Origin of the sequence: Streptomyces sp. BK79 (genome assembly GCF_044142145.1) — a bacterium.
Lineage (GTDB): Bacteria > Actinomycetota > Actinomycetes > Streptomycetales > Streptomycetaceae > Streptomyces.
The window spans coordinates 119985-145692 of sequence record NZ_JBHVOC010000013.1; the positions used below are offsets into that span (position 1 = coordinate 119985).

General features: G+C 72.9%; 24 protein-coding genes. 10 read left to right on the forward strand and 14 right to left on the reverse strand.

The genetic code is table 11. The features are described from left to right. Positions 1–66: 66 nt before the first annotated feature. The 3 genes from ACFIF2_RS18015 to coxB are packed head-to-tail and all read right to left on the reverse strand — an operon-like array spanning position 67 to position 3151. Positions 67–465, reverse strand: a complete 399-nt coding sequence (locus ACFIF2_RS18015; RefSeq protein ID WP_395573706.1) for a cytochrome c oxidase subunit 4 — start codon at positions 463–465, stop codon at positions 67–69. Then, positions 462–2195 carry a cytochrome c oxidase subunit I gene (gene ctaD, locus ACFIF2_RS18020; protein WP_395573708.1) on the reverse strand — a complete coding sequence of 578 codons (1734 nt, stop codon included), beginning with the start codon at positions 2193–2195 and terminating at the stop codon, positions 462–464. The genes ACFIF2_RS18015 and ctaD overlap by 4 nt, the downstream gene beginning before the upstream one ends. Continuing rightward, positions 2192–3151 carry a cytochrome c oxidase subunit II gene (gene coxB, locus ACFIF2_RS18025; RefSeq protein ID WP_395573710.1) on the reverse strand — a complete coding sequence of 320 codons (960 nt, stop codon included), beginning with the start codon at positions 3149–3151 and terminating at the stop codon, positions 2192–2194. The genes ctaD and coxB overlap by 4 nt, the downstream gene beginning before the upstream one ends. A gap of 326 nt (positions 3152–3477) precedes the next feature. Here coxB and ACFIF2_RS18030 point away from each other — a divergent pair, with 326 nt between their 5' ends. Next, positions 3478–4860, forward strand: a complete 1383-nt coding sequence (locus tag ACFIF2_RS18030; RefSeq protein ID WP_395573712.1) for a cysteine desulfurase/sulfurtransferase TusA family protein — start codon at positions 3478–3480, stop codon at positions 4858–4860. A 21-nt stretch (positions 4861–4881) separates the two neighbouring features. Here the strand turns inward: ACFIF2_RS18030 and ACFIF2_RS18035 are convergent, their stop codons facing one another. Next, the gene (locus ACFIF2_RS18035; protein WP_395573714.1) at positions 4882–5856 is read right to left on the reverse strand and encodes a carbohydrate kinase family protein; all 975 of its coding nucleotides are present in this window, start codon (positions 5854–5856) and stop codon (positions 4882–4884) included. Between the two features lie 133 nt (positions 5857–5989). On the opposite strand from ACFIF2_RS18035, the gene ACFIF2_RS18040 reads away from it, so the two are divergent. Both ACFIF2_RS18040 and ACFIF2_RS18045 read left to right on the forward strand, forming a co-directional pair. Further along, positions 5990–6199, forward strand: coding sequence for a hypothetical protein (locus ACFIF2_RS18040; protein ID WP_375919770.1), 210 nt, complete (start codon positions 5990–5992; stop codon positions 6197–6199). Between the two features lie 117 nt (positions 6200–6316). Continuing rightward, entirely contained in the window at positions 6317–7870 is a 1554-nt protein-coding gene (locus ACFIF2_RS18045) for a hypothetical protein (protein WP_395573716.1), read from the forward strand. Positions 7871–8015: 145 nt separating this feature from the next. Here ACFIF2_RS18045 and ACFIF2_RS18050 read toward each other — a convergent pair whose 3' ends face one another. Continuing rightward, positions 8016–8372, reverse strand: coding sequence for an iron-sulfur cluster assembly accessory protein (locus ACFIF2_RS18050; protein ID WP_395573718.1), 357 nt, complete (start codon positions 8370–8372; stop codon positions 8016–8018). Between the two features lie 263 nt (positions 8373–8635). On the opposite strand from ACFIF2_RS18050, the gene nadA reads away from it, so the two are divergent. Beyond that, positions 8636–9820 (forward strand): quinolinate synthase NadA, encoded by a 1185-nt coding sequence (gene nadA, locus ACFIF2_RS18055; RefSeq protein ID WP_395573720.1) that lies wholly within the window; start codon positions 8636–8638, stop codon positions 9818–9820. Positions 9821–9937: 117 nt separating this feature from the next. Here the strand turns inward: nadA and ACFIF2_RS18060 are convergent, their stop codons facing one another. The 5 genes from ACFIF2_RS18060 to ACFIF2_RS18080 all read right to left on the reverse strand — a co-directional run bounded on the left by ACFIF2_RS18060 (position 9938) and on the right by ACFIF2_RS18080 (position 16392). Then, on the reverse strand, positions 9938–13057 hold the full coding sequence (locus tag ACFIF2_RS18060; protein ID WP_395573722.1) for an efflux RND transporter permease subunit: 3120 nt from the start codon (positions 13055–13057) through the stop codon (positions 9938–9940). A 155-nt stretch (positions 13058–13212) separates the two neighbouring features. After that, positions 13213–13896, reverse strand: a complete 684-nt coding sequence (locus ACFIF2_RS18065) for a response regulator (RefSeq protein WP_395573724.1) — start codon at positions 13894–13896, stop codon at positions 13213–13215. Further along, positions 13893–15158 (reverse strand): sensor histidine kinase, encoded by a 1266-nt coding sequence (locus ACFIF2_RS18070; protein WP_395573726.1) that lies wholly within the window; start codon positions 15156–15158, stop codon positions 13893–13895. Before ACFIF2_RS18070 ends, ACFIF2_RS18065 begins: the two co-directional genes overlap by 4 nt. Positions 15159–15295: 137 nt before the next feature. Next, positions 15296–15580, reverse strand: a complete 285-nt coding sequence (locus ACFIF2_RS18075; protein WP_395573728.1) for a hypothetical protein — start codon at positions 15578–15580, stop codon at positions 15296–15298. A 20-nt stretch (positions 15581–15600) separates the two neighbouring features. Then, complete coding sequence (locus ACFIF2_RS18080) at positions 15601–16392, reverse strand: PspA/IM30 family protein (protein WP_395573730.1); 792 nt, start codon at positions 16390–16392, stop codon at positions 15601–15603. 242 nt (positions 16393–16634) lie between these two features. Here ACFIF2_RS18080 and ACFIF2_RS18085 point away from each other — a divergent pair, with 242 nt between their 5' ends. The 3 genes from ACFIF2_RS18085 (at position 16635) to ACFIF2_RS18095 (ending at position 19265) form a co-directional block, all read left to right on the forward strand. After that, positions 16635–17303 carry a DUF3043 domain-containing protein gene (locus ACFIF2_RS18085; RefSeq protein ID WP_395573732.1) on the forward strand — a complete coding sequence of 223 codons (669 nt, stop codon included), beginning with the start codon at positions 16635–16637 and terminating at the stop codon, positions 17301–17303. Positions 17304–17386: 83 nt separating this feature from the next. Next, positions 17387–18088, forward strand: a complete 702-nt coding sequence (locus tag ACFIF2_RS18090) for a class I SAM-dependent methyltransferase (RefSeq protein ID WP_395573734.1) — start codon at positions 17387–17389, stop codon at positions 18086–18088. A 94-nt stretch (positions 18089–18182) separates the two neighbouring features. Beyond that, on the forward strand, positions 18183–19265 hold the full coding sequence (locus ACFIF2_RS18095) for a S1C family serine protease (RefSeq protein WP_395573736.1): 1083 nt from the start codon (positions 18183–18185) through the stop codon (positions 19263–19265). 37 nt (positions 19266–19302) lie between these two features. Here the strand turns inward: ACFIF2_RS18095 and ACFIF2_RS18100 are convergent, their stop codons facing one another. Further along, the gene (locus ACFIF2_RS18100) at positions 19303–19548 is read right to left on the reverse strand and encodes a hypothetical protein (protein WP_395573738.1); all 246 of its coding nucleotides are present in this window, start codon (positions 19546–19548) and stop codon (positions 19303–19305) included. 170 nt (positions 19549–19718) lie between these two features. Here ACFIF2_RS18100 and ACFIF2_RS18105 point away from each other — a divergent pair, with 170 nt between their 5' ends. Next, a complete protein-coding gene (locus ACFIF2_RS18105) occupies positions 19719–20918 on the forward strand; it encodes a bifunctional adenosylcobinamide kinase/adenosylcobinamide-phosphate guanylyltransferase (protein ID WP_395573740.1) in 1200 nt (399 codons plus the stop codon). On the opposite strand, the gene ACFIF2_RS18110 is transcribed toward ACFIF2_RS18105, so the two are convergent. Beyond that, a complete protein-coding gene (locus tag ACFIF2_RS18110) occupies positions 20907–21662 on the reverse strand; it encodes a class I SAM-dependent methyltransferase (RefSeq protein WP_395573742.1) in 756 nt (251 codons plus the stop codon). The two genes, ACFIF2_RS18105 and ACFIF2_RS18110, sit on opposite strands and share 12 nt — an antisense overlap. A gap of 170 nt (positions 21663–21832) precedes the next feature. Between ACFIF2_RS18110 and cobT the strand changes: the two genes are divergently transcribed. Then, on the forward strand, positions 21833–22906 hold the full coding sequence (gene cobT, locus ACFIF2_RS18115; RefSeq protein WP_395573744.1) for a nicotinate-nucleotide--dimethylbenzimidazole phosphoribosyltransferase: 1074 nt from the start codon (positions 21833–21835) through the stop codon (positions 22904–22906). A gap of 279 nt (positions 22907–23185) precedes the next feature. Here the strand turns inward: cobT and ACFIF2_RS18120 are convergent, their stop codons facing one another. Further along, positions 23186–23941 carry a hypothetical protein gene (locus tag ACFIF2_RS18120; protein ID WP_395573746.1) on the reverse strand — a complete coding sequence of 252 codons (756 nt, stop codon included), beginning with the start codon at positions 23939–23941 and terminating at the stop codon, positions 23186–23188. A 60-nt stretch (positions 23942–24001) separates the two neighbouring features. On the opposite strand from ACFIF2_RS18120, the gene ACFIF2_RS18125 reads away from it, so the two are divergent. After that, a complete protein-coding gene (locus tag ACFIF2_RS18125) occupies positions 24002–24820 on the forward strand; it encodes an adenosylcobinamide-GDP ribazoletransferase (protein WP_395573748.1) in 819 nt (272 codons plus the stop codon). A gap of 8 nt (positions 24821–24828) precedes the next feature. Here the strand turns inward: ACFIF2_RS18125 and ACFIF2_RS18130 are convergent, their stop codons facing one another. Further along, positions 24829–25620 carry an endo alpha-1,4 polygalactosaminidase gene (locus ACFIF2_RS18130; RefSeq protein ID WP_395573750.1) on the reverse strand — a complete coding sequence of 264 codons (792 nt, stop codon included), beginning with the start codon at positions 25618–25620 and terminating at the stop codon, positions 24829–24831. Between the last annotated feature and the right edge of the window lie 88 nt (positions 25621–25708).

Consider the following 25708-nt stretch of genomic DNA (forward strand, 5'->3'; position numbering starts at 1 on the left):
TACGGCAGACGAAGGGGCCCGGACGCTCCTGACGGAGTGTCCGGGCCCCTCTGCGCTCGGCGCGTGCTACTGGGTGCGGTTCTCACCGCGGTAGTACTCGAAGACCCAGCCGAACAGGCCGACCAGGATCACCGGCGCGGAGAAATACATGATCCACCAGCCGACGGCCACGCTCAGGAAGGCGAGCGCGCCGCCGATGCCGAGCGCCAGCGGCTGCCAGCTGTGCGGGCTGAAGAACCCGATCTCGCCGGCGTCGTCCGCGACGTCCGCTTCCTTGTTGTCCTGGGCACCCGCGTCGACCCGCCTGGCCGTGAAGGCCAGGTAGAAGCCGATCATGATGGCCAGACCGAAGGCCAGGAAGAGGGCGGTGGTGCCCGCCGGCTCCTTGGACCAGTAGCCGTAGACGATCGCGACGGCCAGGATGAAGACGCTCAGCCAGATGAAGAGCTTGCCCTGGATCTTCACTTCCCGGCCTCCTTGCCACCGGCGAGGGTCTTCTCACCGTGACCGACGTTCTCGAGCTGGTCGAGCGCGGCGACCTCGGGGTGGTGCAGGTCGAAGGCGGGGGATTCGCTGCGGATGCGCGGCAGCGTGAGGAAGTTGTGCCGCGGCGGCGGGCAGGAGGTCGCCCACTCCAGCGAACGGCCGTAGCCCCACGGGTCGTCCACGCCCACCGGCTTGCCGTACTTGGCCGTCTTCCAGATGTTGTAGAAGAACGGCAGTATCGACATGCCGAGCAGGAACGAGCTGATCGTCGAGATCGTGTTCAGGGCCGTGAAGCCGTCGGCCGCCAGGTAGTCGGCGTACCGGCGCGGCATGCCCTCGGCACCCAGCCAGTGCTGGACCAGGAACGTGCCGTGGAAGCCGATGAACAGCGTCCAGAACGTGATCTTGCCCAGGCGCTCGTCGAGGAGCTTGCCGGTGAACTTCGGCCACCAGAAGTGGAAGCCGGCGAACATCGCGAACACCACGGTGCCGAACACCACGTAGTGGAAGTGCGCCACCACGAAGTACGAGTCCGAGACGTGGAAGTCCAGCGGCGGCGAGGCCAGGATGACACCGGTCAGACCACCGAAGAGGAAGGTGATCAGGAAGCCGGTGGACCACAGCATCGGCGTCTCGAAGGACAGACTGCCCTTCCACATGGTGCCGATCCAGTTGAAGAACTTCACACCGGTAGGTACCGCGATCAGGAAGGTCATGAAGGAGAAGAACGGCAACAGCACGCCGCCCGTGACGTACATGTGGTGCGCCCACACCGTCACCGACAGACCCGCGATCGCGATCGTCGCCGCGATCAGACCCATGTAACCGAAGATCGGCTTGCGGGAGAAGACCGGGATGATCTCACTGACGATGCCGAAGAACGGCAGCGCGATGATGTACACCTCTGGGTGTCCGAAGAACCAGAAGAGGTGTTGCCACAGCAACGCTCCGCCGTTGGCCGAGTCGAAGATGTGGGCGCCGAACTTGCGGTCCGCCTCCAGCGCGAAGAGCGCCGCGGCCAGCACCGGGAAGGCCAGCAGGACCAGCACACCGGTCAGCAGCACGTTCCAGGTGAAGATCGGCATGCGGAACATGGTCATGCCGGGCGCGCGCATGCAGATGATCGTGGTGATGAAGTTGACCGAGCCGAGGATCGTGCCGAAGCCGGAGAAGGCCAGACCCATGATCCACAGGTCACCGCCGATACCGGGCGAGTGCACCGCGTCGGACAGCGGCGAGTAGGCGAACCAGCCGAAGTCGGCCGCGCCCTGCGGGGTCAGGAACCCGCCCACCGCGATCGTCGAGCCGAACAGGTACAGCCAGTAGGCGAACATGTTCAGCCGCGGGAACGCCACGTCCGGCGCGCCGATCTGCAGCGGCATGATCCAGTTCGCGAAGCCGGCGAACAGCGGCGTCGCGAACATCAGCAGCATGATCGTGCCGTGCATCGTGAACGCCTGGTTGAACTGCTCGTTCGACATGATCTGCAGGCCCGGACGGGCCAGCTCGGCGCGCATGAAGAGCGCCATCACGCCGCCGATCACGAAGAACGCGAACGACGTGACCAGGTACAGCGTGCCGATCGTCTTGTGGTCGGTGGTGGTCAGCCACTTGACGACGATCTCGCCACGCCTCTGGCGCCGCACCGGCAGCTCGTCCTCGTAGTGGGACCCTGCCGCGGCACCCTGGGGTTCGTTGAGGATGCTCACAGGATGTTCGTCTCCCGGTTCTTCTCGTGGCCCGCCTGCTCGATGCCGGCGGGGACGTAACCGGTCTGCCCCTTCTTCACGAGGTCCTGGAGGTGCTGCTCGTAGCGCTCCGGGGAGACGACCTTCACGTTGAACAGCATCCGGGAGTGGTCGACGCCGCAGAGCTCGGCGCACTTGCCCAGGAAGGTGCCCTCCTTGTTGGGGGTCACCTCGAAGGCGTTGGTGTGGCCCGGGATGACGTCCTGCTTCATGAGGAACGGCACCACCCAGAAGGAGTGGATGACGTCACGCGAGGTCAGGACGAAGCGGACCGTCTTGCCCTTGGGGAGCCAGAGGGTCGGGCCCGGGTTGTTGGTCTGCGGGTTCCGCGTACTGGGGACACCGCAGTCGTAGGTGCCGCCGGCGTTCGCCGGGAAGTCCTCCTTGTACCGGTCGGGGATCCCGTCCAGTTCCTTGGAGGTCTTGGCGTCGCCGGAGGAACCGTCGACGTTCTCGACGTAGTTGAAGCACCAGCTCCACTGGAAGCCGACCACGTTGACCGTGACGTCGGGCTTCTTCTTGAGGCTCAGGAGCTCGGACTCGTCACGGGCGGTGAAGTAGAACAGCACCGAGACGATGATGAGCGGAACCATGGTGTACAGCGCCTCGATGGGCAGGTTGTACCTGTTCTGCGGAGGAACCTCGACCTTGGTGCGGGTGCGCCGGTGGAAGAAGCAACTCCACAGGATCAGGCCCCACACCAGCACGCCGGTGGCCAGCGCGGCTGCCCAGGAGCCCTGCCACAGGGAGAGGATCCGCGGAGCCTCTTCCGTGGTGGGGGTGGGCATGCCGAGGCGGGGGAAGTCCTCGTATGTGCAACCGGTGGCGGTCGCCAGGACCAGGCCCGCGGTCAGTGCCTGCAGCAGCTTCCGCCGCATCGGGCGCCGCGGCGAGCGGTCGGAGCCGTTGGGACTCACGTAGCGCCTTCCCGAGAGTCTCGCCCGCGCTGTTCGGCTGCGGCCTTCTCGCTGGTCGGTCGCCGCCCTGCGTCGGGCAGGGGTTTGATGTTTATGCGGACCAAACCCTAGCCGACGCCCTCCGGGGGTTCGCGGGGAGGGTGGCATACGCGCCGGGGGGCACCCTGAAAGGGTGGGACGGGGCGTCCGCGGGGGGTGCGAGCTGGGGTTACCCGGCGGGTCGCGGTGCGTCGTGGCCGCTCGCGCCCACGCGGCGAAGCCGCGTGCCGAGCACAGCCCCGCGCCCCGTCGGAGCGCTTTCCCACCGGACGTCATAGCGTTGACGTGTGGCCTACTTTGACGCTGCTTCCGCTGTTCCGCTGCATCCTGTCGCCCGGCAGGCCCTCCAGGCCTCCCTCGACGAGGGGTGGGCCGATCCCGCGCGGCTGTACCGGGAAGGGCGGCGGGCGCGGCTGTTGCTCGACGCCGCCCGGGAGGCGGCCGCCGAGGCCGTGGGGTGCCGGGCGGACGAGCTGGTGTTCACCCCTTCGGGGACGCGGGCGGTGCATTCGGGGGTGGCCGGGGCGCTGGCCGGGCGGCGCCGGGCCGGGTCCCACCTGATCGTGTCAGCGGTCGAACACTCCTCCGTCCTGCACGCGGCCCAAGTGCACGAGGCCGGCGGCGGGACGGTCACGCAGGTCCCCGTGGACCGGACGGGAGCGATCGACCCGGAGGGGTACGCGGCCGCCCTGCGCGGCGACACCGCGCTGGCCTGCCTCCAGTCGGCCAACCACGAGGTGGGCACCGAGCAGCCGGTGGCGGAGGTGGCCGAGGTCTGCCGGGCGGCGGGCGTGCCGCTGCTGGTGGACGCGGCCCAGTCGCTGGGGTGGGGGAAGGTGCCGGGCGGCTGGTCGCTGCTCACGGCCAGCGCCCACAAGTGGGGCGGGCCCTCGGGAGTCGGGCTGCTCGTCGTACGCAAGGGGGTGCGGTTCGCGCCGCAAGGGCCTGGGGACGAGCGGGAGTCGGGCCGGGCGCCCGGTTTCGAGAACCTGCCCGCCATCGTGGCCGCGGCGGCGTCGCTGCGCGCGGTGCGGGCCGAGGCGGCCGTGGAGGCGGCCCGGCTGCGGGAGCTGACGGAGCGGATCCGGGCCCGGGTGCCGGCCCTGGTGCCGGACGTGGAGGTGGTCGGCGATCCGGCGCGGCGGCTGCCCGGCGTCGTCACCTTCTCGTGTCTCTATGTCGACGGGGAGACCCTGCTGCACGAGCTGGACCGTGCGGGCTTCTCGGTCTCCTCCGGGTCGTCCTGCACGAGCAGCACCCTGACGCCGAGCCACGTGCTGAGGGCGATGGGGGTGCTCAGCGAGGGCAACGTGCGGGTGTCGCTGCCGCCGGGGACGCCGGCCGGGGACGTCGAGCGGTTCCTGGAGGTGCTGCCGGGGACGGTGGCGGCGGTGCGGGAGAAGCTGGGGGCGCCCGCCGCCCCGAAGGCCGCCCCCGGCAGCGGGGGCGACCTCGTCGTGGACGCGCTCGGCCGGCGCTGTCCCGTCCCGGTGATCGAGCTGGCCAAGGTCATCGGCGACGTGCCCGTCGGGGGCACGGTCCGCGTCCTGTCGGACGACGAGGCCGCCCGCCTGGACATCCCGGCGTGGTGCGAGATGCGGGGGCAGGAGTACGTGGGCGAGGAACCGGCGGAGAGGGGAACGGCCTACCTGGTCCGCCGGATCGCCTGACGCCGCGCGGGCACGCCGCCCTCAGCCCAGGTGCGCCTGGACCTCCTGGGCCGCCTCGTCGCCGTACGCCTTGGTGAACCGCTCCATGAAGTGCGCCCGGCGCAGCTGGTACTCCTGCGTCCCGACCGTCTCGATGACGAGCGTCGCCAGCATGCAGCCCACCTGCGCCGCCCGCTCCAGGGACACCCCCCACGCCAGTCCCGACAGGAACCCGGCGCGGAAGGCGTCGCCGACGCCGGTCGGGTCGGCCTTGCGCTCCTCGTCCGGGACGCCGACCTCGATGGTCTCCTCGCCCACCCGCTCGATGCGCACGCCCCGCGCGCCGAGGGTGGTGACGCGGTGGCCGACGCGGCCGAGGATCTCCTCGTCGCTCCAGCCGGTCTTGGTCTCGATGAGCCCCTTCTCGTACTCGTTGGAGAAGAGGTAGGTCGCCCCGTCCAGCAGTATCCGGATCTCGTCGCCGTTCATCCGAGCGATCTGCTGGGAGAAGTCGGCGGCGAAGGGGATGGAGCGGGTGCGGCACTCCTCGGTGTGCCGGAGCATCGCCTCCGGGTCGTCGGCGCCGATGGAGACCAGGTCCAGGCCGCCCACGCGGTCGGCGACGGTCTTCAGCTCGATGAGGCGGGCCTCGCTCATCGCGCCCGTGTAGAAGGAGCCGATCTGGTTGTGGTCGGCGTCGGTGGTGCAGACGAAGCGGGCGGTGTGCAGGGTCTCGGAGATGCGCACCGAGCCGGTGTCGACGCCGTGCCGGTCCAGCCAGGCCCGGTACTCGTCGAAGTCCGAGCCGGCCGCGCCGACCAGGATCGGCCGGGTGCCGAGCTGGCCCATGCCGAAGGCGATGTTCGCGGCGACGCCGCCCCGGCGCACGTCGAGCTGGTCGACCAGGAAGGAGAGCGAGACCGTGTGCAGCTGGTCCGCGACGAGCTGGTCGGAGAAGCGGCCGGGGAAGGTCATGAGGTGGTCGGTGGCGATGGAGCCGGTGACTGCGATGCGCACGGCGTGGACTCTCTCCTGAGGGGGAGGCGGGTTGACAGTTCACGCTACCCGGGAGTGCCCCGAGGCCGAAGCAGGCAAAACTACCCGGTAGTACAACTTTCTTCGCGGTCCGGTACGTGCCTACGGTGCTGTCATGACGAACCTGAGGACCGCCGACCCCGCCCCGGCCGATCTGGACGGCGACCTGGCGTCGCTGCGCGGCGACTGCGCCCGGATGGCCCCGCGCTGGGAGGCCCCGGTGAAGGTCTCCACCCGCCCCGTCCCCGTCTCGCTGATCCACGGCGTGCGCGTACCGCGGACGTCGGCCCGGCTGCTGGACGCGATGTCGGACTACGGCGACTGAGGGCGCCCCTCGTCCGGCCCGTGCGGCCGTCCGGGCGACGCGTGCCGTCGCCGGGAACCGGATCCTCCCCCACCGCGTCCCATCGCTGTCCCCAGTAACAGGCGAAGGAGCGATGCGGTGAACACCGAGCGACCCGACAACGACGACGCCACCGCCGCCGACGAGGCCGGTGCCGGGCGTCCGGCGCGGCGGCGCCCCCGGGCGGTCGCCGTCGCCTCCGTGGCCGCCGCCGTGCTGCTGGTCGGGACCGGCGGGGCGTACCTGGCCGCGTCCGCCTCCGGGGGCGACGCGGAGGGCGGTACGGCGTCCGGGGCGTCGGGCGACGACACGCCCCCGCCGCTCCCGCTGGACGGCCACGGGGCGCCGGCCCCGGGCGGCGCGGACGGCACCGGGGGCACCGGCGGCACGGGCGGCATCGCGCCCGGCGAGCCGGACCCGTACGGCGTCACCTACCGCGCCGACGGTCCGCTCCCCGAGGACCCCGGCTCGGCGCCCGTGTACCGGGCGAAGGGCGAGGTCGGCGAGGCCGAGGTGGCCCGGCTGGCGAAGGCGCTCGGGGTGGAGGGCGCGCCGCGCGTCCAGGGCGGGGCGTGGAAGGTGGGTACCGCGGGCGACGGCTCGGGTCCGCTGCTGACGGTGGACGCGCGGGCCCCGGGCACCTGGACGTTCCACCGCTACGCCCCCGGCACGGACGACTGCAAGAAGGGCGCCGCGTGCCGGGCCCCGTCCGACGCCGGGAGCCCGGTGAGCGAGGCCGCGGCGAAGAAGGCGGCGGCGCCGGTGCTGAAGGCGCTGGGCCAGGACGACGCCAAGCTGGACGCCGGCCAGGTCATGGGCGCCCGGCGGGCCGTGAACGCCGAACCCGAGGTCGGCGGGCTGCCCACGTACGGCTGGACGACCGGCGTGGTCGTCGACGCGCGGGGCGAGGTGGCCGGCGGCAGCGGACAGGTGAAGGCGCCGGTCAAGGGGGACACGTACCCCGTCCTGGGCGCCGAGGAGACGCTCGCGCTGCTGAACGCGCCGGGCGGCGGATCCGGCGGCGGCAGCGGCGGCATCGGCGGCTGCGCGAGCCCGGTGCCGCACCAGGACCGCGCGGACGTGCCCTGCGAGCTGCCGACGGGCACCCCGGAGAAGCCCGGGAAGCGGACGGTCACCGTCGAGGACGCGGTGTTCGGGCTGGCCGCGCATCCGGTGCGGGGGCGGCCGACGCTGGTGCCGTCCTGGCTCTTCGAGGTGCGGACACCGGGCGCGCGGGACGCCGTCACGGTCACGTACCCGGCGGTGGAGCCCAGGTACCTGACCACGGCGGCCCCCGCCTCGCCGTCCCCGTCCGCCGAGCCCTCCGACGGGGCGTCCGAGGCGCCGGGCGAGCCGCGGGACGTGCGGGTGAGCGGCTACAGCGCCGCGGGCTCGGAGCTGACCGTGCACTTCACGGGCGGGGTGTGCGCCGACTACGAGGCACGGGCGAAGGAGAGCGCGGGCAGGGTGACGGTCACGGTGACCGAGACCCCGCACCCGGAGAAGGTCTGCATCCTGATCGCCAAGGAGCACGAGCGGACCGTGCCGCTCGACGAGCCGCTCGGCGACCGGGCGGTCGTGGGCTCGGACGGCGAGAAGGTCCCGGCGCACAAGCCGGGCGCGCGGCTGCCGCAGCCGTCCGGGGGCCGGTGACGGCCCTCGCGCCGGAGACGGCGGCCGGGCTGACCTGGAGCGCGGCGGGCGGACGGTCCCGGCGGCGGACAGACGAGAGGGCGGCGGCCCGGGGAGTACCCGGGCCGCCGCCCTCCGTACGGCCGTGGCGCGTGCGCCGCGCGGTTCAGCTGAAGGAGTCGCCGCAGGCGCAGGAGCCCGTCGCGTTCGGGTTGTCGATCGTGAAGCCCTGCTTCTCGATCGTGTCCACGAAGTCGATGGTGGCGCCGCCCAGGTACGGGGCGCTCATTCGGTCGGTCGTGACCTTGACGCCGTCGAAGTCCTTCACCACGTCGCCGTCGAGCGAGCGCTCGTCGAAGAAGAGCTGGTAGCGCAGGCCGGAGCAGCCGCCGGGCTGGACGGCGACGCGCAGCGCCAGGTCGTCACGGCCTTCCTGGTCGAGCAGGGCCTTGACCTTGGCCGCGGCGGCGTCGGTCAGGATGATGCCGTCGGTGACGGTGCTGGTCTCGTCCGATACGGACATCTACATCTCTCCAAGGTTGTACGGAGACTGCTTGCCGACGGTTCCAACCGGCGGGGCCGCGGATTCATTCCGGGCGGGCCCGTGTCTTCGTCCTCGGCCTTCCCTTCATGCTCGCACACGCGTCGGGCGGCGGACAGCGGCTGTGGACGGCCGCCGCGGCACCGGGATTCACGTCACACCGACACTATGGGCGTCGTCAAACTGACGTGAAGCGGTTATGATATATAGCGTCAGTTCGACGAAAAGTAGAAAGGGTGCGTGTCGTGACCACCGCCCAAACCCAGGAGCTCGACGTACAGCCGTCGCCGCTCGCCCTGCTGCTGCTCGGCCGTGAGGCCGACCCGAGGAGCGAGCGCGGCGTGGAGTGCCCCGGCGACCTGCCCTCGCCCTCCGACCCGGACCTGGTCGCGCGCGCCCGCGCGGCCAAGGAGAAGCTCGGGGACAAGGTCTTCGTGCTCGGTCACCACTACCAGCGCGACGAGGTCATCCAGTTCGCCGACGTCACGGGTGACTCCTTCAAGCTGGCCCGGGACGCGGCCGCGCGCCCGGAGGCCGAGTACATCGTCTTCTGCGGTGTGCACTTCATGGCGGAGTCGGCCGACATCCTGACCTCCGACGAGCAGAAGGTGGTCCTGCCCGACCTGGCCGCCGGCTGCTCGATGGCGGACATGGCGACGGCCGAGCAGGTCGCCGAGTGCTGGGACGTGCTCACCGAGGCGGGCGTCGCCGAGCAGGTCGTGCCCGTCTCGTACATGAACTCGTCCGCGGACATCAAGGCGTTCACGGGCAAGCACGGCGGCACCATCTGCACCTCGTCCAACGCGAAGCGGGCCCTGGACTGGGCCTTCGAGCAGGGCGAGAAGGTCCTCTTCCTGCCCGACCAGCACCTGGGCCGCAACACCGCGGTGCGGGACATGGGCATGTCGCTGGAGGACTGCGTCCTCTACAACCCGCACAAGCCGAACGGCGGGCTGACCGTCGAGGAGCTGCGCGCCGCGAAGATGATCCTGTGGCGGGGTCACTGCTCGGTGCACGGCCGCTTCAGCCTCGACTCGGTCAACGACGTGCGCGCGCGGATACCGGGCGTCAACGTCCTGGTGCACCCCGAGTGCCGGCACGAGGTGGTGGCCGCGGCGGACTACGTCGGCTCGACGGAGTACATCATCAAAGCCCTGGAGGCGGCCCCGGCCGGCTCCAAGTGGGCCATCGGCACCGAGCTGAACCTGGTCCGGCGGCTGGCGAACCGTTTCGCCGCGGAGGACAAGGAGATCGTCTTCCTCGACAAGACGGTCTGCTTCTGCTCGACCATGAACCGCATCGACCTGCCGCACCTGGTGTGGGCGCTGGAGTCCCTCGCCGAGGGCACCCTCGTCAACCGCATCGAGGTCGACAAGGAGACCGAGGCGTTCGCGAAGCTGGCGCTGGAGCGGATGCTGGCGCTGCCGTAGCGGGGCTTGCCGCCCGCCCACCCGCCCGCCTGTGCGGGATGTGCGGGATGTACGAAAGGCGCGGGTTCCGCCCGACCACCTTCGGTGTCGGGCGGAACCCGCGCCTTCTTCGCGGTCTCAGACCTTCGCCGTCTCCGGCTCCTCCGGGGCCGCGGCTTGCGACGGTACGTCGCCGCCCCGCTTCGCCGCCCTCTTCTTCGCGCGCCGCTCCTTGCGCAGTTCCAGCATCGCGTAGAGCGTCGGGACCAGCAGCAGGGTCAGCAGGGTCGACGTGATCAGACCGCCGATCACCACCACCGCCAGCGGCTGGGCGATGAAGCCGCCCTCGCCGGTGACGCCCAGCGCCATCGGCAGCAGGGCGAAGATGGTCGCCAGGGCCGTCATCAGGATGGGCCGCAGACGGTGCCGGCCGCCCTCGATCACCGCTTCGACGACTCCGTAGCCCTGCTTGCGGTACTGGTTGATCAGGTCGATCAGCACGATGGCGTTGGTGACCACGATGCCGATCAGCATCAGCATGCCGATCATCGCCGGGACGCCCATCGGGGTGCCCGTCGCCAGCAGCAGGCCGATCGCGCCGGTCGCCGCGAACGGGATGGACACCAGCAGGATCAGCGGCTGGGCCAGCGACCGGAAGGTGCCGACCAGCAGCATGAACACGATCGCGATCGCCGCGAGCATGGCCAGGCCCAGGTTGACGAACGCCTCGTCCTGGTCGGCGGTGACGCCGCCGATCTCGGCCGTGGCGCCGGCCGGCAGGTCCAGGCCGTTGATCTTCGACTGGAGTTCCGTGCCCACCGCGCCGGTGTTGTCACCGGTCGGCTTGGCGGTGACGGTCGCGGCGCGCTGCCCGTCGATGCGGGTCATCGAGACCGGGCCGTCCACCAGCTCGACCGTGGCGATGTCGCCGAGCTTCGCCGGGCCCAGGTCCAGGGCCTTCAGCTGGGCCGTCGTCGCGGCCGGCTGGGCCGACCTGAGGACGACGTCCCGCTCGGTGTCGTCGAGGGTCGCTTTGGCCGCCGGGGTGCCCCGTACCGCCTGGGCGACCGCCGCGCCGAGCGTCTGGTCGGTGAACCCGGCCTCGGCCGCGCGGGCGTTGGCCTTGACCGAGATCCGCGGCACGCTCTGCGCCAGGTCGCTGGTGACGTCGGTGACGTCGTCGAGCCCGGCGACCGTCTCGCGGACCTCCTCGGCGGCCTCGCGGAGCACCTGCGCGTCGGCCGCCTTGACGACGACGCTCAGGTCCTGGCTGCCGAAGCCGTCACCGGCGGCGACGGTGGTGGTGCCGATGCCGTCGAGCTTCGCGAGCCCGTCCTCGATGTGGTCCTGGACGTCCTCGGCGTTCGCCGAGTCCTCCAGCATCAGCTGGTACGACGCCTGGTTGGTGTCGGTGCCGCCGCCGAAGGCGGCCATGAAGCCGGACGAGCCGATGGTGACCTGGAAGTCCTTGACGCCCTCGGTGTCGCCGAGCAGCTTCTCGACCTTCTCGGCCTGCGCGTTCGTCGCGCTCAGGCTGGTGCCGGGCTTCAGCTCCTGCTTGATGCTGAGGACCTTCTGCTCGCCCTGGTCGAAGAAGTTGGTCTTCAGCAGCGGCGCCATGGCGAACGTGCCGATCAGCACGACGACCGCGATGGCCACGCTGGTGAGGCGGCGGCGGGTGGCGAAGCGCAGGACGGGCACGTAGAAGCGCTGGAGGCGGCTCTTGGCCTCCTTCTCCTCGGCGAGGCGCCGGGCCTCGTCCGCGTCCTCGGGGGTGCCCTTCGGCGGGCGCAGGAACCAGTACGACAGGACCGGGACGACCGTCAGCGACACCAGCAGGGACGCCAGCAGCGCCGCGGTGACGGTCAGGCTGAAGGAGCCGAACAGCTCGCCGACCATGCCGCCGACCAGGCCGATCGGCAGGAACACGGCGACCGTGGTGAGCGTCGAGGAGGTGACCGCTCCGGCGACCTCGCGGACCGCCTTGAGGATGGCCTCCTGGCGCTCCTCGCCGTAGCCGAGGTGCCGCTTGATGTTCTCCAGGACCACGATCGAGTCGTCGACGACCCGGCCGATGGCGATGGTGAGCGCGCCCAGCGTCAGCATGTTCAGCGACAGGTCGCGCGTCCACAGGACGATCAGGGCGAGCACCACCGACAGCGGGATGGAGACCGCGGTGACCAGGGTGGAGCGGATCGACGCCAGGAAGACCAGGATGACGAGGACGGCGAAGACCAGGCCGAGGGCGCCCTCGGTGGTCAGGCCCTCGATGGCCTGGGAGACCGCCGGGCCCTGGTCGCTGACGACGGTGAGCGTCGCGCCGGAGCCGAGCTGCTCGCGCAGGCCGGGGAGCTTGTCCTCGACGGCGTTCGAGATGGCGACCGCGCTGCCGTCGTGGTCCATCGTGACGGCGACGGACAGGCTCGGCTCGCCGTTGGTGCGGGTGAGGGAGTCGGCCTTGGCCTCCTCCTCCTTGACGGTGGCGACGTCGCCGAGGCGGACGGGCTTCTTCACGCCCTCGCCGGTGACCATCAGGTCCTGGATCTGCTTCAGCGAGGTGAAGCCGCCGCCGACCTGGACGGTGCGGTTGGCGCCGGCCTCGTCGAAGGAGCCGGCGGGGACGGTCGCGCCGCCGGCCTGGAGGGCCTGGGTGAGCACCTGCGGGGCCACGCCGGTCTTCGCGAGCTTCGCCGGGTCGGGGGTGACCGTGACCTGGAGGTCGCGCACGCCGTCGACCACGACCTGGGCGACGCCGTCGATGTCCTTCAGCTCCGAGACGACCGTCTTGTCGAGCTGGTCGGCGAGCGCCTGCTGGTCCTTGTCGGAGGTGACGGCGAGGACGACGGTCGGGATGTCGTCCGTCGAGCCGGAGATGACCTGCGGGTCCACGTCGTCCGGGAGCTGCGCGCGGGCCCGGTTGACCGCCTGCTGGACGTCGGCGACGAGCTGCTGGGTGCCGTTGCCGTAGTCGAAGGACGCCATGATGACGGCGTTGCCCTCACTGGCGGTGGCGGTGATGCCGGAGATCCCGTCGACGGCTTCGAGGCTGTCCTCGATCGGTTCGACGACCTGCTTCTCGACCACGTCCGGCGAGGCGCCCTGGTACGGCGCCAGCACGGACACCATGGGGAGTTCGATGGTGGGCAGCAGCTGCTGCTTGAGCTGGGGGATGGCGATCGCGCCGAAGACGAGCGCGACGATCGACATCAGGCCTATCAGGGCCCGTTGCGCGAGGCTGAATCTCGACAGCCAGGACATGGATCAGGGTCTCTCTTCTGTGGCCGAGCGATGGGGACGGGGCACATCAGTACGCCCACCCCACACCCTGGTCCATGAGTGACCCCGGATCCCTAGGCCCCAGGTCCCTTTCCTTATCCCGCGCATACTCCCGCCGCAGTACGCGCGGGGCGGGTTCACTCCACCCTCGGACGTACCAGCCCGGATTCGTAGGCGATGACCACCAACTGCGCCCGGTCACGGGCGCCCAGCTTGGCCATGGCCCGGTTGACGTGTGTCTTCACCGTGAGCGGGCTGACCTCCAGCCGCTCGGCGATCTCGTCGTTGGAGTAGCCGCCGGCGACCTGGACCAGCACCTCGCGCTCGCGGACCGTCAGCGTCTCCAGCCGCTCGGCGCGGGCCGGGTCGCGCTCCTCGCCGGCCGGGCCCTCCTGGGCGAGGAAGCGGGCGATCAGCCCCTTGGTGGCGGCCGGCGAGAGCAGGGCCTCGCCGCCGGCCGCGACGCGGATCGCGCTGAGCAGCTCCTCCGGCTCGGAGCCCTTGCCGAGGAAGCCGGAGGCGCCCGCGCGCAGCGACTGCACCACGTAGTCGTCGACCTCGAAGGTGGTCAGTATGACCACCCGGACGTGGGCGAGGGACGGGTCGGCGCTGATCATGCGGGTGGCGGCGAGACCGTCCGTGCCGGGCATCCGGATGTCCATCAGCACCACGTCCGCCCGCTGTTCGGCGGCCAGCCGGGCCGCCTCCGCGCCGTCGGACGCCTCCCCCACCACCTCCATATCGGGCTCGGAGTCGACCAGGACCCGGAAGGCGCTGCGCAGCAACGCCTGGTCGTCGGCGAGCAGGACACGGATCGTCATACGGGGCCCTCCGCGGCATCGGTGCGGTTCCTGACCGGAAGGATCGCATGGACGCGGAAACCGCCTCCGTAGCGGGGACCGGTGGTGAGGGACCCGCCCACGGCGGCGACGCGCTCCCGCATCCCGAGCAGGCCGTGCCCGCCACCGTCCGCGCCGGCCCCCGCCCAGGCACCGGCCCCGCTCACGTCGTCGCCGGCCGAGGCGTCACCCTGGCCGGCACCGTCGTCGAGCACCGTGACCTCGATGTCGGCCCCCACGCGGACGACGCTGACCTCGGCCTTCGCCCCGGTCCCCGCGTGCTTGCGCACATTGGTCAGCGCCTCCTGGATGATCCGGTACGCGGCCAGGTCGACGGCGGCGGGCAGCGCGGTGCCCTGGTCGGCGCGGGCCACCTCGACGGGCAGTCCGGCGTGGTGGAAGGTGGCGACGAGTTCACCGAGGCGGTCCAGGCCGGGGGCGGGTTCCGTGGGGGCCTCCGGGTCGCCGGACTGGCGCAGCAGGCCCACGGTGGCCCGCAGTTCGTCGAGTGCGGAGCGGCTGGCCGTGCGTACGTGGGCGAGGGCCTCCTTGGCCTGGTCGGGCCGCTTGTCCATGACGTGGGCGGCGACCCCGGCCTGGACGTTGACGAGGGCGATGTGGTGGGCGACCACGTCGTGCAGGTCCCGGGCGATGCGCAGCCGCTCCTCGGCGACCCGGCGGCGGGCCTCCTCCTCACGGGTGCGCTCGGCCTTCTCGGCCCGGTCGCGGATGGCCTGCACGAAGGCGCGCCGGCTGCGGACCGCGTCCCCGGCGCTGGCGCCGATGCCGGTCCAGGCGAAGACGGCGAGGTTCTCCTGCGCGTACCAGGGCAGGGGGCCGGCCAGCATGGCGGCGCCGGTCAGCACCGTCATGGTGAGCAGGCCGACCCGCCAGGTGGTGGGGCGGTCGGTGGAGGCGGCGACGGTGAACAGGGCGACGACCGCGCACATCACGACGGGCGCGCGGGGGTCGCCGGTGACGCTCTCGACCACGGAGACGCCGCCGGTGACCGCGAGGACCGCCAGCGGAGCCCGGCGGCGGAAGACGAGCGCGGTGGCGCCCACGGCCATGAGGGCCAGGCTGAGCGCGTCCGGGGTGCGCAGGCCCCAGCTGACGCCCTCGGGGCCGTGCGGGTCCACGAACGAGCCGGCGACCATGCACACCAGGACGGCCGCCGCGAGGGCCGCGTCCAGCGCGGAGGGGTGGGCGCCGAGGGTGCAGCGGGCGCGGGCGAAGGTGCGCATGGTTTTTTACGGTAGCCGGAGCGGGCGCGTCTGATGAGTGAGCCCGCGTGCGGTGAGCGTCTGCCGGGGGCTGCGCCCCCGGGCCCCTGCTTCGGCCTGGACGGCCTCGTCCTCAATCGCCGGACAGGCTGGAAAGATCACGCACCGCCCGGGATGAGGCCGTCGTCGCTCAGCAGCTCCCGGACCTCCTCCAGCGTGGCGTCCGGGGACGGGAGGATGAGGTCGGACGGCTCCAGGGAGTCGTCGGGCAGGGGTTCGCCCAGTTCGCGGACCTTGGCCAGGAGGGCCTGGAGGGTCGCGCGGAAGCCGGGCCCGTCGCCCTTCTCCATCTCGGCCAGGAGCTCGTCGTCCAGCGTGTTCAGCTCCGCGAGCCGGCCGTCGGCCAGCGTCAGCTGTCCCTCCCCCATGATCCGTACGATCATGTCGCCCTCCTAGGCGTGGCCTACTGCTTGTCGAAGCGCGGGGTGTCCTGCGGCTGCTGCTGGGACTGCGTCCGGCCCTGACCCTGGCCGCCCTCGAGGGCCTGCCGGTCGGCGGTGGGGCCACCGGCCAGCTCGGCCTTCATCCGCTGCAGCTCCAGCTCTACATCCGTACCACCGGAGAGCCGGTCCAGCTCGGCCTGGATGTCGTCCTTGCGCATGCCGGACTGGTCGTCCAGGGCGCCGGAGGCGAGCAGTTCGTCGATGGCGCCGGCCCGGGCCTGGAGCTGGGCGGTCTTGTCCTCGGCACGCTGGATCGCCAGGCCCACGTCGCCCATCTCCTCGGAGATGCCGGAGAACGCCTCGCCGATACGGGTCTGGGCCTGGGCCGCCGTGTAGGTGGCCTTGATGGTCTCCTTCTTCGTACGGAAGGCGTCCACCTTGGCCTGGAGGCGCTGGGCCGCCAGGGTGAGCTTCTCCTCCTCGCCCTGGAGGGTGGCGTGCTGCGTCTCCAGGTCGGTGACCTGCTGCTGGAGCGCGGCGCGCCGGGAGAGCGCCTCGCGGGCCAGGTCCTCGCGGCCCAGCGCCAGTGCCTTGCGGCCCTGGTCCTCCAGCTTGGACGACTGGGACTGGAGCTGGTTGAGCTGGAGCTCCAGGCGCTTGCGGCTGGTCGCCACGTCGGCGACGCCGCGGCGCACCTTCTGCAGCAGCTCCAGCTGTTTCTGGTACGAGTAATCGAGGGTCTCGCGCGGGTCCTCGGCCCGGTCAAGGGCCTTGTTGGCCTTCGCGCGGAAGATCATCCCCATACGCTTCATGACACCGCTCATGGGCTTCGCGCGCCCCCTTCTGACCGAGTCCAGCTCCAGCACCTGCGACAGAACCCACAGTACGGGCCCTGCATCCATTACCGCACTGTTCGGGGACGGATGCGCTCATCCCCAAGGACGACTGCGGACGATCTTGATCCGGCGTAGGGAGTAGGTGCTCCCCGGGGTTGTCCGGAATGACCCGGTCGCCGGGGCGGTACGCAACGTCCCTCTCTGTCCCCTTACAGACGATGGGCGTTGCCGGATCGTTCCCCGCCGGGCTGGGGTCCACACCCCCGCACCCCGTACCCTTGGGTTTTGTGTTCCGTAGCCGTGCCAAGGATGAGAAGGCCCAGAGCGCCGTCAAGGTGCCGGTGACCGACTCCAATCAGCCCCGTGACCCGCAGGCCCCCAAGGGAAGGCCGACGCCCAAGCGCAGTGCGGCGCAGTCCCAGCGCCGCAGCGTCGCCAACACCCCGATGACGCGCAAGGACGCCGCCAAGCGCCAGCGCGAGGAGCGCCGGACCGCGCTGGCCAAGCAGCGCGAGGCCCTGGCGAGCGGCGACGAGCGGTACCTCCCGGCCCGCGACAAGGGCCCGGTCCGCAAGTTCGCGCGCGACTTCATCGACTCGCGGTTCAACATCGCGGAGTACTTCCTGCCGATGGCCGTGGTCATCCTCGTGCTCAGCATGATCCGGGTGGCCTCGCTGCAGAACGTGGCGCTGCTGCTGTGGCTGGTCGTGATCGTGATGATCGTGCTGGACTCGATCGTCACCGGTCTGCGGCTGAAGAAGCGCCTGGCCGAGCGCTTCCCCGACGACCGCAGGCGCGGCGCGGTCGCCTACGCGCTGATGCGCTCGCTCCAGATGCGCCGCCTGCGGCTGCCCAAGCCCCAGGTCAAGCGCGGGGAGCGGCCCTGAGCACGACGCCGTTCACCGGGGGCGCGGCGGCTGCCTGGCTGGACAGGCTGGGTGGTCTGCGGGACGTCGTACGGCAGGAGCTGGTGGCCCGGCAGCTCGACGAGCAGATAGCCGGGCGGTTCCCGGTCGGCAGGCGGCTGCGGGTGCTCGACGTCGGCATGGGCCAGGGCACCCAGTCGCTGCGGCTGGCCCGGGCCGGGCACCAGGTGACCGGCCTGGAGCGGGACGCCACGATGATCGCCGCGGCGCGTGACGCGCTGGCCGGCCAGCCCGAGGGCATCCGGGAGCGGATGCGGATCGTCGAGGGCGACGGCCGGGACACCGGTGTGCACTTCCTGCCGGGCAGCTTCGACGTGGTGCTGTGCCACGGCGTCCTCATGTACGTCGAGGAGCCCGACCCGCTGCTCGCGGGGCTGGCCCGGATGCTCGCCCCCGGCGGACTGCTGTCGCTCCTGGTGCGCAACGGCGACGCGCTCGCCATGCGCCCCGGTCTGTACGGCCAGTGGGCGGCCGCGCTGGCCGCCTTCGAGTCCACGGACTACCGCAACCGCCTGGGCCTCGACGTCCGCGCGGACCGGCTGGCGACGCTGACGGCGAAGCTCGCGGGCATCGGCGCCCCGCTGCACACCTGGTACGGCGTGCGGGTCTTCACGGACACGGCTCCCGACGACGCCGCCGCACCCGACGACCTCGACACCCTGCTGGCCGCCGAGGAGCGCGCCGGCCGCAGCGACCCGTACCGCGGGGTCGCCGCGCTGCTGCACCTGTGCGGGGTGCGGGGCTAGAGCCCCGTCCGCAGCCCCGTCCGCAGCCCCGTCCCCGCGCCCGTTCGGGTGTCCTCCGGGGGCCGGGCGCGTGGGGTGCGGTGAGACTCGGGGCATGGACGCTTCCCCCACCCGCGCGCCACGGCTGTCCGGCCCGGCCGCCGCGCTGGTCTGCTCCCTGCTGCTCGTGGCCGGCTGCTCCGGCGCCGGGTCCGGATCCGGCTCGCGGGGCGAGCGGAAGGGCGACACCACGCGGGCCGCGGCGCCCGCCGCCGCCAGCGACCTCCAGGCCGACTACCAGCGGGTCATCGACGACGTACTCCCCTCGGTCGTCCAGATCCAGGCGGGCGACTCCCTGGGCTCGGGGGTGGTGTACGACGACGAGGGCCACGTCGTCACCAACGCGCACGTCGTCGGGGACAGCGAGACCTTCCGGGTGACCACGGCCCGCGACGAGGAGACCCACGCCGCCGACCTCGTCTTCTCCTACCCGGAGCAGGATCTCGCCGTCATCAGGCTGGACAGGGTGCCCGACGGCATGAGGGCGGCCCGTCTCGGGGACTCCTCGAAGGTCGAGGTCGGGCAGATCGTGCTGGCCATGGGCTCGCCGCTCGGGCTGTCCTCCAGCGTGACGCAGGGCATCGTCTCGGCGGTCGGACGGACCGTCACCGAGGGCCGCGGCGGGGGCGGTACGGGGGCGACGCTCGGCAACATGGTGCAGACGTCGGCGGCCATCAACCCCGGCAACAGCGGCGGCGCCCTGGTGAACCTCGACGGCCAGGTGATCGGCATCCCGACGCTGGCCGCCACCGACCCGGGCATGAACGGCAGCGCGGCGCCCGGCATCGGGTTCGCCATCCCGGCGTCGATGGTGCGGACCGTCGCCGACCAGATCGTGGCGGACGGCCGGGTCACCGACTCGGGCCGGGCGGCACTGGGCGTCACCGCCCGCACGGTCGTCGACGACGGCTACCGGCCCGCGGGCGCGGCCGTCGTCGAGGTGAGCGAGGGCGGGGCCGCCGACCGGGCGGGACTGCGGCCGGGGGACGTCATCGTGCGGCTGGGCGGCACGGACATCACCACGATCACCTCGCTGGCCGAGGCACTGGCGTCGATGGAGCCCGGCGACCGGACGCGGGTGACGTACACCCGGGACGGCGACGAACGGACCGCCGAGGTGACGCTGGGCGAGCAGTGACCGGGGCGGGGCAGGCCGGGCCGGCCCCGCCCGCGGGTCAGGCCTCCGGCGCCTCGGCCGCCTCCGCCGCCTCCGCCTCCTGGGCGTGCAGGCTCATCGGACCGTAGATCTCGGTGGCGTCCTCGAACAGCCGCACCTGGTCGGCGCCGCCGTCCTTGAGGTCCTTCCAGTACTCCCCGATCCAGGACTCGGCGTCCCCCTGGGTGGTGAATTCCTCGGGCTGCACCGCGGGCGGGACCTCCGTCCCGTCGGCCGTCTCGAACCGCCACGTCCATGCCGCCATGTACGCCTCCAAGATGTGAGCACATGCAGAGCGGAAGCCGGATCTTGGTCCGGCCTCCGAGCGCAGCCTATGCGCTCGGCCGGGTGCCCCGAAGAGGACCGGGGCAACGGAGAGGGCCGCCCGGGGGCCTCGGGCGCGCACGTCGCCGGGCGACCGGGGAAAATCGGTGCGTGGACGTGACTCTGCTCGGTACCGGTGCCCCCGCGGGACTCCCCCGCCCCGACTGTCCCTGCGCGGCGTGTGCCGCGGCGCAGGGCGCGAACGCGCGCGCGGCGACCGCGCTGCTGGTGGACGGGGCGCTGCTGCTCGACCTGACGCCCGGCGCCGCGTTCGCCGCCGCGCGCGCCGGGCACTCCCTGACCGGTGTACGGCAGGTGCTGCTGTCGCATCCGCACGACGGCCCCGCCGTGGAGGTGCCGGCCGGGCTGCCGCAGCCGGGACGGGTGCCGGACGGGCGGGAGCTGGCGCTGCTGACCGGGCACCGGGTGCGGGCGGTGGCGATGGACGCGCCGGGCACCGGGTACGCCGTGACCGGGCCGGACGGCCAGCGGTTGCTGTATCTGCCGCCGGGCGGCGCGCCCGCCGGTCTGGAGGAGCCCGCCGAGCCGTACGACATGGTCCTCGCGGACCTTGTGGGGCGGCCAGACGCGCTGGCGCGGCTGCGGGCGGTGGGCGCGGCGGGCCCGACGACGGACGTCGTCGCCGTCCACCTCGGCCACGGCGTGCCGCCGGGCCCGGAGCTGACCCGGCGGCTGGCGGCGGCCGGGGCGCGGGCGGTCCCGGACGGCACGACGCTCACGGTGGGCGCCTACGAGGACGTGCCCGACGTGCCGCGGCGCACCCTCGTGCTGGGCGGCGCCCGGTCGGGGAAGTCGGTGGAGGCCGAACGGCGCCTGGAGGCGTTTCCGGACGTGCTGTATGTCGCGACGGGTGGTTCGCGGGGCGGGGACACCGAGTGGGCGGCCCGGGTCCGCGCGCACCGCGAGCGGCGGCCGGGGGCCTGGCGCACCGTCGAGACCTGCGACCTGCTCCCGCTCCTCAAGGACGACGGGCCGGCGCTGCTCGTCGACTGCCTGTCGCTGTGGCTGACGGACGCGATGGACGCCGTCGGCGCGTGGGACGACGCCGAGTGGGCCGACGGCGGTGAGCGGGCCCTCGGGGACCGGGTGCGGGAGCTGACGGAGGCGGTGCGCGCCACCCGGCGCACGGTCGTCGCCGTGTCGAACGAGGTGGGGTCGGGGATCGTCCCGGCCACGGCGTCCGGGCGCCGCTACCGGGACGAACTCGGGCGTCTGAACGCGGCGTTCGCGGCCGAGTGCGAGCAGGTGCTGCTGGTGGTGGCCGGACAGGCGCTGGTGCTACGGGGCTGAGTCGTCCTTGCGCGCGATGACGCGGTGGGACCGCGCGCCGGTGAGCACCGTGCAGCCCAGGGCGGCCAGTTCGGCGCGCAGGCCCGCCGGGTGCGCGGCGCCGGGCGGGGCGAGGAGCAGGCGGCGCGGGTCCGCCACGTCGACGAGCAGGTGGCCGCCGGGACGCAGCACGTGGAGGGCGGCGCGCAGTTCGGCGCGCGGGTCGGGGACCCGTTCCAGTTGCTGGACGAGGCTCACCACGTCGTAGCGGGACCGCAGGCGGGCGGCGATGTGCGGGTCCGTCAGCCGGCCGACGAACGCCTCCTCGACGCGCTCGACCGCACGGGCCCGCAGGACGCGGTGGGTGGGGTCGAGACCGTCGAAGGACGTGTACGGGAAGCGGGCGCGCGCGGTGTGGGGGAGGTCGGCGTCGCCGGTGCCCACGTCCAGCCAGCTCTCGGGCTCGGGGCAGTGCCGGTGCAGCTCGCGCGCGGCCAGGCCGTGTCTGAGCCGTACGCCGGCCCGGACCAGCGGATGCCCGGGGCCCGGCGGGAGCGGGGGGTTGCGGAAGGCGTGCCGGCAGTCCCGGCACCGGTCGAGGGCGCGCCGGCCGGGTGCGGCTCCCCGCCGGTCCCCGGGCGCCGGGCGGGTACGCAGCCGCCGCGAGCCGCACCAGGGGCAGTCCCCGCGGTACGGCCCGTAGGGGGGCACGGGGGGCACCGCGGGCACGGGAGGGGGCGCCGAGGGGGCGGGGGGTGCGGTCATGGGCGGCTCCCGACGCGAGGGACGGACGTACGGAGGGCGTACGGCGGACAGACGACAAACCACCCGAAACGTTACGTAGGGGATCGCCGTCCGGGGCGCAACGACGCCGCCCGGGCGCGGTGCCGAAGGGTCCGCCGTCGTGTTCGATCAGGGCCGGTACTGTTCGGCGAATGAGCTCGCTGAATCTCGACGACTTCACCGATCTGATCGAGCGCCCCGACGGCGGGGTGCGCCGCGACGCCGAGGCGCGCCGGGAACGCCAGGCCGTCCCGCCCGGATCGCTGGGCCGCCTGGACGACCTGGGCGAGTGGCTGGCCGCGGCGCAGTCCGCCGTGCCGGTGCGGCCGGTCGAGCAGCCCCGGGTGGTGCTCTTCGCCGGTGACCACAAGGTCGCCGAGCTGGACGTCTCGGCCCGGCCCGCGGGCAGCGCCGGCGAGCTGGTGCGCGAGGTCCTGGAAGGCGGCCGGCCCGTGTCCGTGCTCGCCCGGCGCCTCGGCGTGCCGGTGCGGGTCGTCGACATGGCCCTCGACTGCGATCCGCAGACGCTGCCGGCCGACGTCGTACGGCACCGGGTGCGGCGCGGCGGCGGGCGCATCGACATCGAGGACGCGCTGACCCTGGAGGAGGCGGAGGCCGCCTTCCGGGCCGGGATGGCGGTGGCCGACGAGGAGGCCGACTCCGGCACGGACCTGGTGGTGCTCGGCGACGTGAGCGTGGGCGGGACCACGGCGGCGGGCGTACTGGTCGCCGCGCTGTGCGGGACCGACGCGTCCGTCGTCACCGGGCGGGGCGGACTGGCCATCGACGACCTGGCGTGGATGCGCAAGTGCGCGGCGATCCGCGACGCGCTGCGCCGGGCCCGGCCGGTGCTCGGGGACCAGCTCCGGCTCCTGGCGACGGTGGGCGGGGCCGACCTCGCCGCGATGACCGGCTTCCTGCTCCAGTGCGCGGTGCGGAAGGTGCCGGTGATCCTGGACGGCGTGGTGACGGCCGCGTGCGCGCTGGTCGGGCAGCGGGTCGCCTTCCGGGCCCCGGACTGGTGGCTGGCCGGGCACGACAGCGGGGAGCCGGCGCAGGCGAAGGCGCTGGACCGGATGGCGCTGGAGCCGCTGCTGGCCCAGGGCGTGAAGGTGGGCGAGGGCGCGGGAGGGTTGCTGGCGCTGCCGCTGGTGCAGGCCGCGGCGGGGTTGGCGGCGGAGCTGCCGGAGGTCTCCGACGGTGAGGCTGTGGCCGAGGTCGAGTGAAGGTGGGGTCGCCTGGGGGGGGGTGGGTGACGCGGGTCGCCGCCGGCGCCGGCGGGGGCGTGGGGTGCGGGGCGGGTGCGCAGCCCGGCGGTGCGCAGCCCGGCGGTGCGGGGTGCCGTGGGGTGCGGGGTAGGTCGCGCGGCCCGGCGGTGCGGGGTGCCGCTGCGCCCACCCGTGCCGCCCCAGCGGCACGACTGCCCGCAGCTGCGCGGGGGGGGGAGAGAGCGAGGGGCCGGCACGACTGCCCGCCGTTGCGTGCGTTGCGTGCGTTGCGTGCGGTTACGTGTGGTGGGGCGGGGGTGGGTCCGGGCGGCCGCCGATCCAGTCCTGGACGGCGCGGCGGGGGCCGGACCAGCGGCGGTCGTGGCGGTAGGCGCGCAGGCGGGACCTGGCGCGGGCGCGCGGGCGGCGGCCGTAGAAGCGGCGGGACCAGGGCGAGCCGGGGCGGGCCAGGCGGATCGCCCCGATCAGGGCGATGAACGGGACGATCACCCCGAAGACCGCGAGCCGCGCCTTGCCCTTGGCCAGGGCGAGCAGGGAGAAGAAGAAGTTCGCCGCGACGGTCGCGACGACGTTGGCGCGGTCCCGCAGCTCGTCGTCGGACATCCCGTCGACGCCGAACGGCGTGAAGCCGGCGAGGACCAGGCCGACCAGGGCCGCGGTGAGCACCACGGCCTCCACGCTCTTGCGGCCCGCCTCCGTCCAGTACACGTCGTCGAGGTGCAGGATCAGCGCGAACTCGTCCAGGACGAGGCCCGCCCCGACGCCGAAGACCACCGCCGCGAACGCGGAGCCGAACCCGTGCCGGCCGCCCGCCACCGCGCCGAAGCCGCCGGCGAGCGTGAGGACCACCCCCGGGACGACGTGGTGGATGTGCACCCCGCCGCTCTCGACGTTGCCGAAGGGCCCCTTGCCGGCCCGGATCAGGCGGGTGATGACCCGGGTGATCACGAACGTCAGCACGAAGGCGGTCAGGGCGAGGAGCAGCGGCAGCTTGCCCGGTTCCATGATGTTGCGCTGCCACCACTCTCCCATATGCGCACTTTATCCCCGGGGCCCGCCGACGCCCTGGTGACCGCCGGGTAGTCTGCGCCGGTGCCCAGGCCCTCCTCCCCCGACAGCCTCCCCGCCGGTCTCCCCGACGGCCTCCGTTTCGCGTTCGGCACCCTCACCGTCTTCCCGGTCGAGGTGACCCGCTGGGACCGCGAGGCCGCGCGCGGCGGCATGCTGTGCGCGCCGCTGGCCGGGCTCGCCGTCGGTGCCGCCGCCGCGGCCACCGGGCTCCTGCTGCTGCTCCTCGGCGCGGGCGGCCTGCTCGCCGCCGTCGCCACGGCCGCCGTACCCGCCGTCCTCACCCGCGGGCTGCACCTGGACGGCCTGGCCGACACCGCGGACGGACTCGGCAGCGGCAAACCCGCCGACGACGCGCTGCGGATCATGAAGCAGTCGGACATCGGCCCGTTCGGCGTGCTCGCCCTCGTGTTCGTCCTCTTCGCCCAGGTCGCCGCGCTGGCCCAGGCGTACGACGACTCCTGGGCGCGGGGCGCGCTCGCCGCCGTGCTCTCGGCGACCGCCGCCCGGCTGGCGCTCACGCTCGCCGCCCGGTCCGGGGTGCCGGCCGCCCGCCCGGAGGGGCTGGGCGCGGCGGTCGCCGGGGTGGTGCCGGTGGGCGGCGCGCTGACGGCCGCCGCCGCGGTCACGGCGGCCGGGGCGGTGGCCGGCGCGTTCGCCGGACCCGTCGGCGGGCCGTACGGCGCCCTGCGTGCGGCGCTCGCCGTCCTGTGCGCCGTCGCGGTCGCCGAACTGCTGCTGCGGCACTGCGTCCGCCGCTTCGGCGGGGTCACCGGCGACGTGTTCGGCGGGGTGGCGGAGACGGCGGCCACCGCCGTCCTCGTGATCCTCGTCCTCGGCTGATCCCGGGTTCAGCAGGCCTCCCGCCACACCCCCAGTTCGTACGTCTTGCGCATCGAACTCAGTCCCAGCTCACGGGACTCGGCGCAGAACCGCTCGGCCGGCAGCTCGTACTCGACGTGGAAGACCGCCTTGTCCGCCTCGATGAACGGCGTGTTGTCGGCGCACTCGCCGTACTGCGCGCACTGCTCGTTGACCGCGAAGTCGAAGTCGTCCACCAACTGGGGGATCTGGTCGAGGTCGTTCTTCAGTCCGACGGCCATGCCGCGGTCGTGGGCGAGGTCGGCGACGAGCCGGTTGTAGCGGAGCTGGTCGTCGGCGGTCAGGGGGAAGCCGGTCTCGTTCTTGTAGCCGTCCATGTTGTCCGGCTCGACGGCGTCGAAGCCCTTCTCGCGGCACATGTCGATCCGTTCGGCCATGAGCGGTTCCAGGACGTCCGTCTCGCGGATGTCCAGCCAGCGTTCGCCCTTCCAGCCGTTGCCCTTGCCCAGCACCGACTTCGGGAACCGGTCCGCGTCGGGACGGAAGTCCTCCCAGGCGCCGGTGGACAGGTAGCAGACGACCTTGCGCCCGTCGTCGTGCAGCCGGTCGACGGTGGCCTTCGGGTGGTCGAAGCCGTCGATGTCGTACACCGGCACGTCGACGGAGGTGTCGAGCCTGCCGCTGAGCTGCCACTGCCAGGCGGTGCCGGGCCGGGGCCGCCAGTGGTCGCCGGCGTGCGGGCCGTCGTCGGGGGCCGCGGCGCAGCCCGCGACCGGGAGCAGCAGGAGGAGGGCTGTCGACAGGACCGTACGGCGTCTCACGGGACGTGCTCCAGGTGTGCGGGGGCGGCGGTGGCGTATCGCGGGAATGATCTCCCACCACGCGTGGCACACGGGAAACCGCGCACCC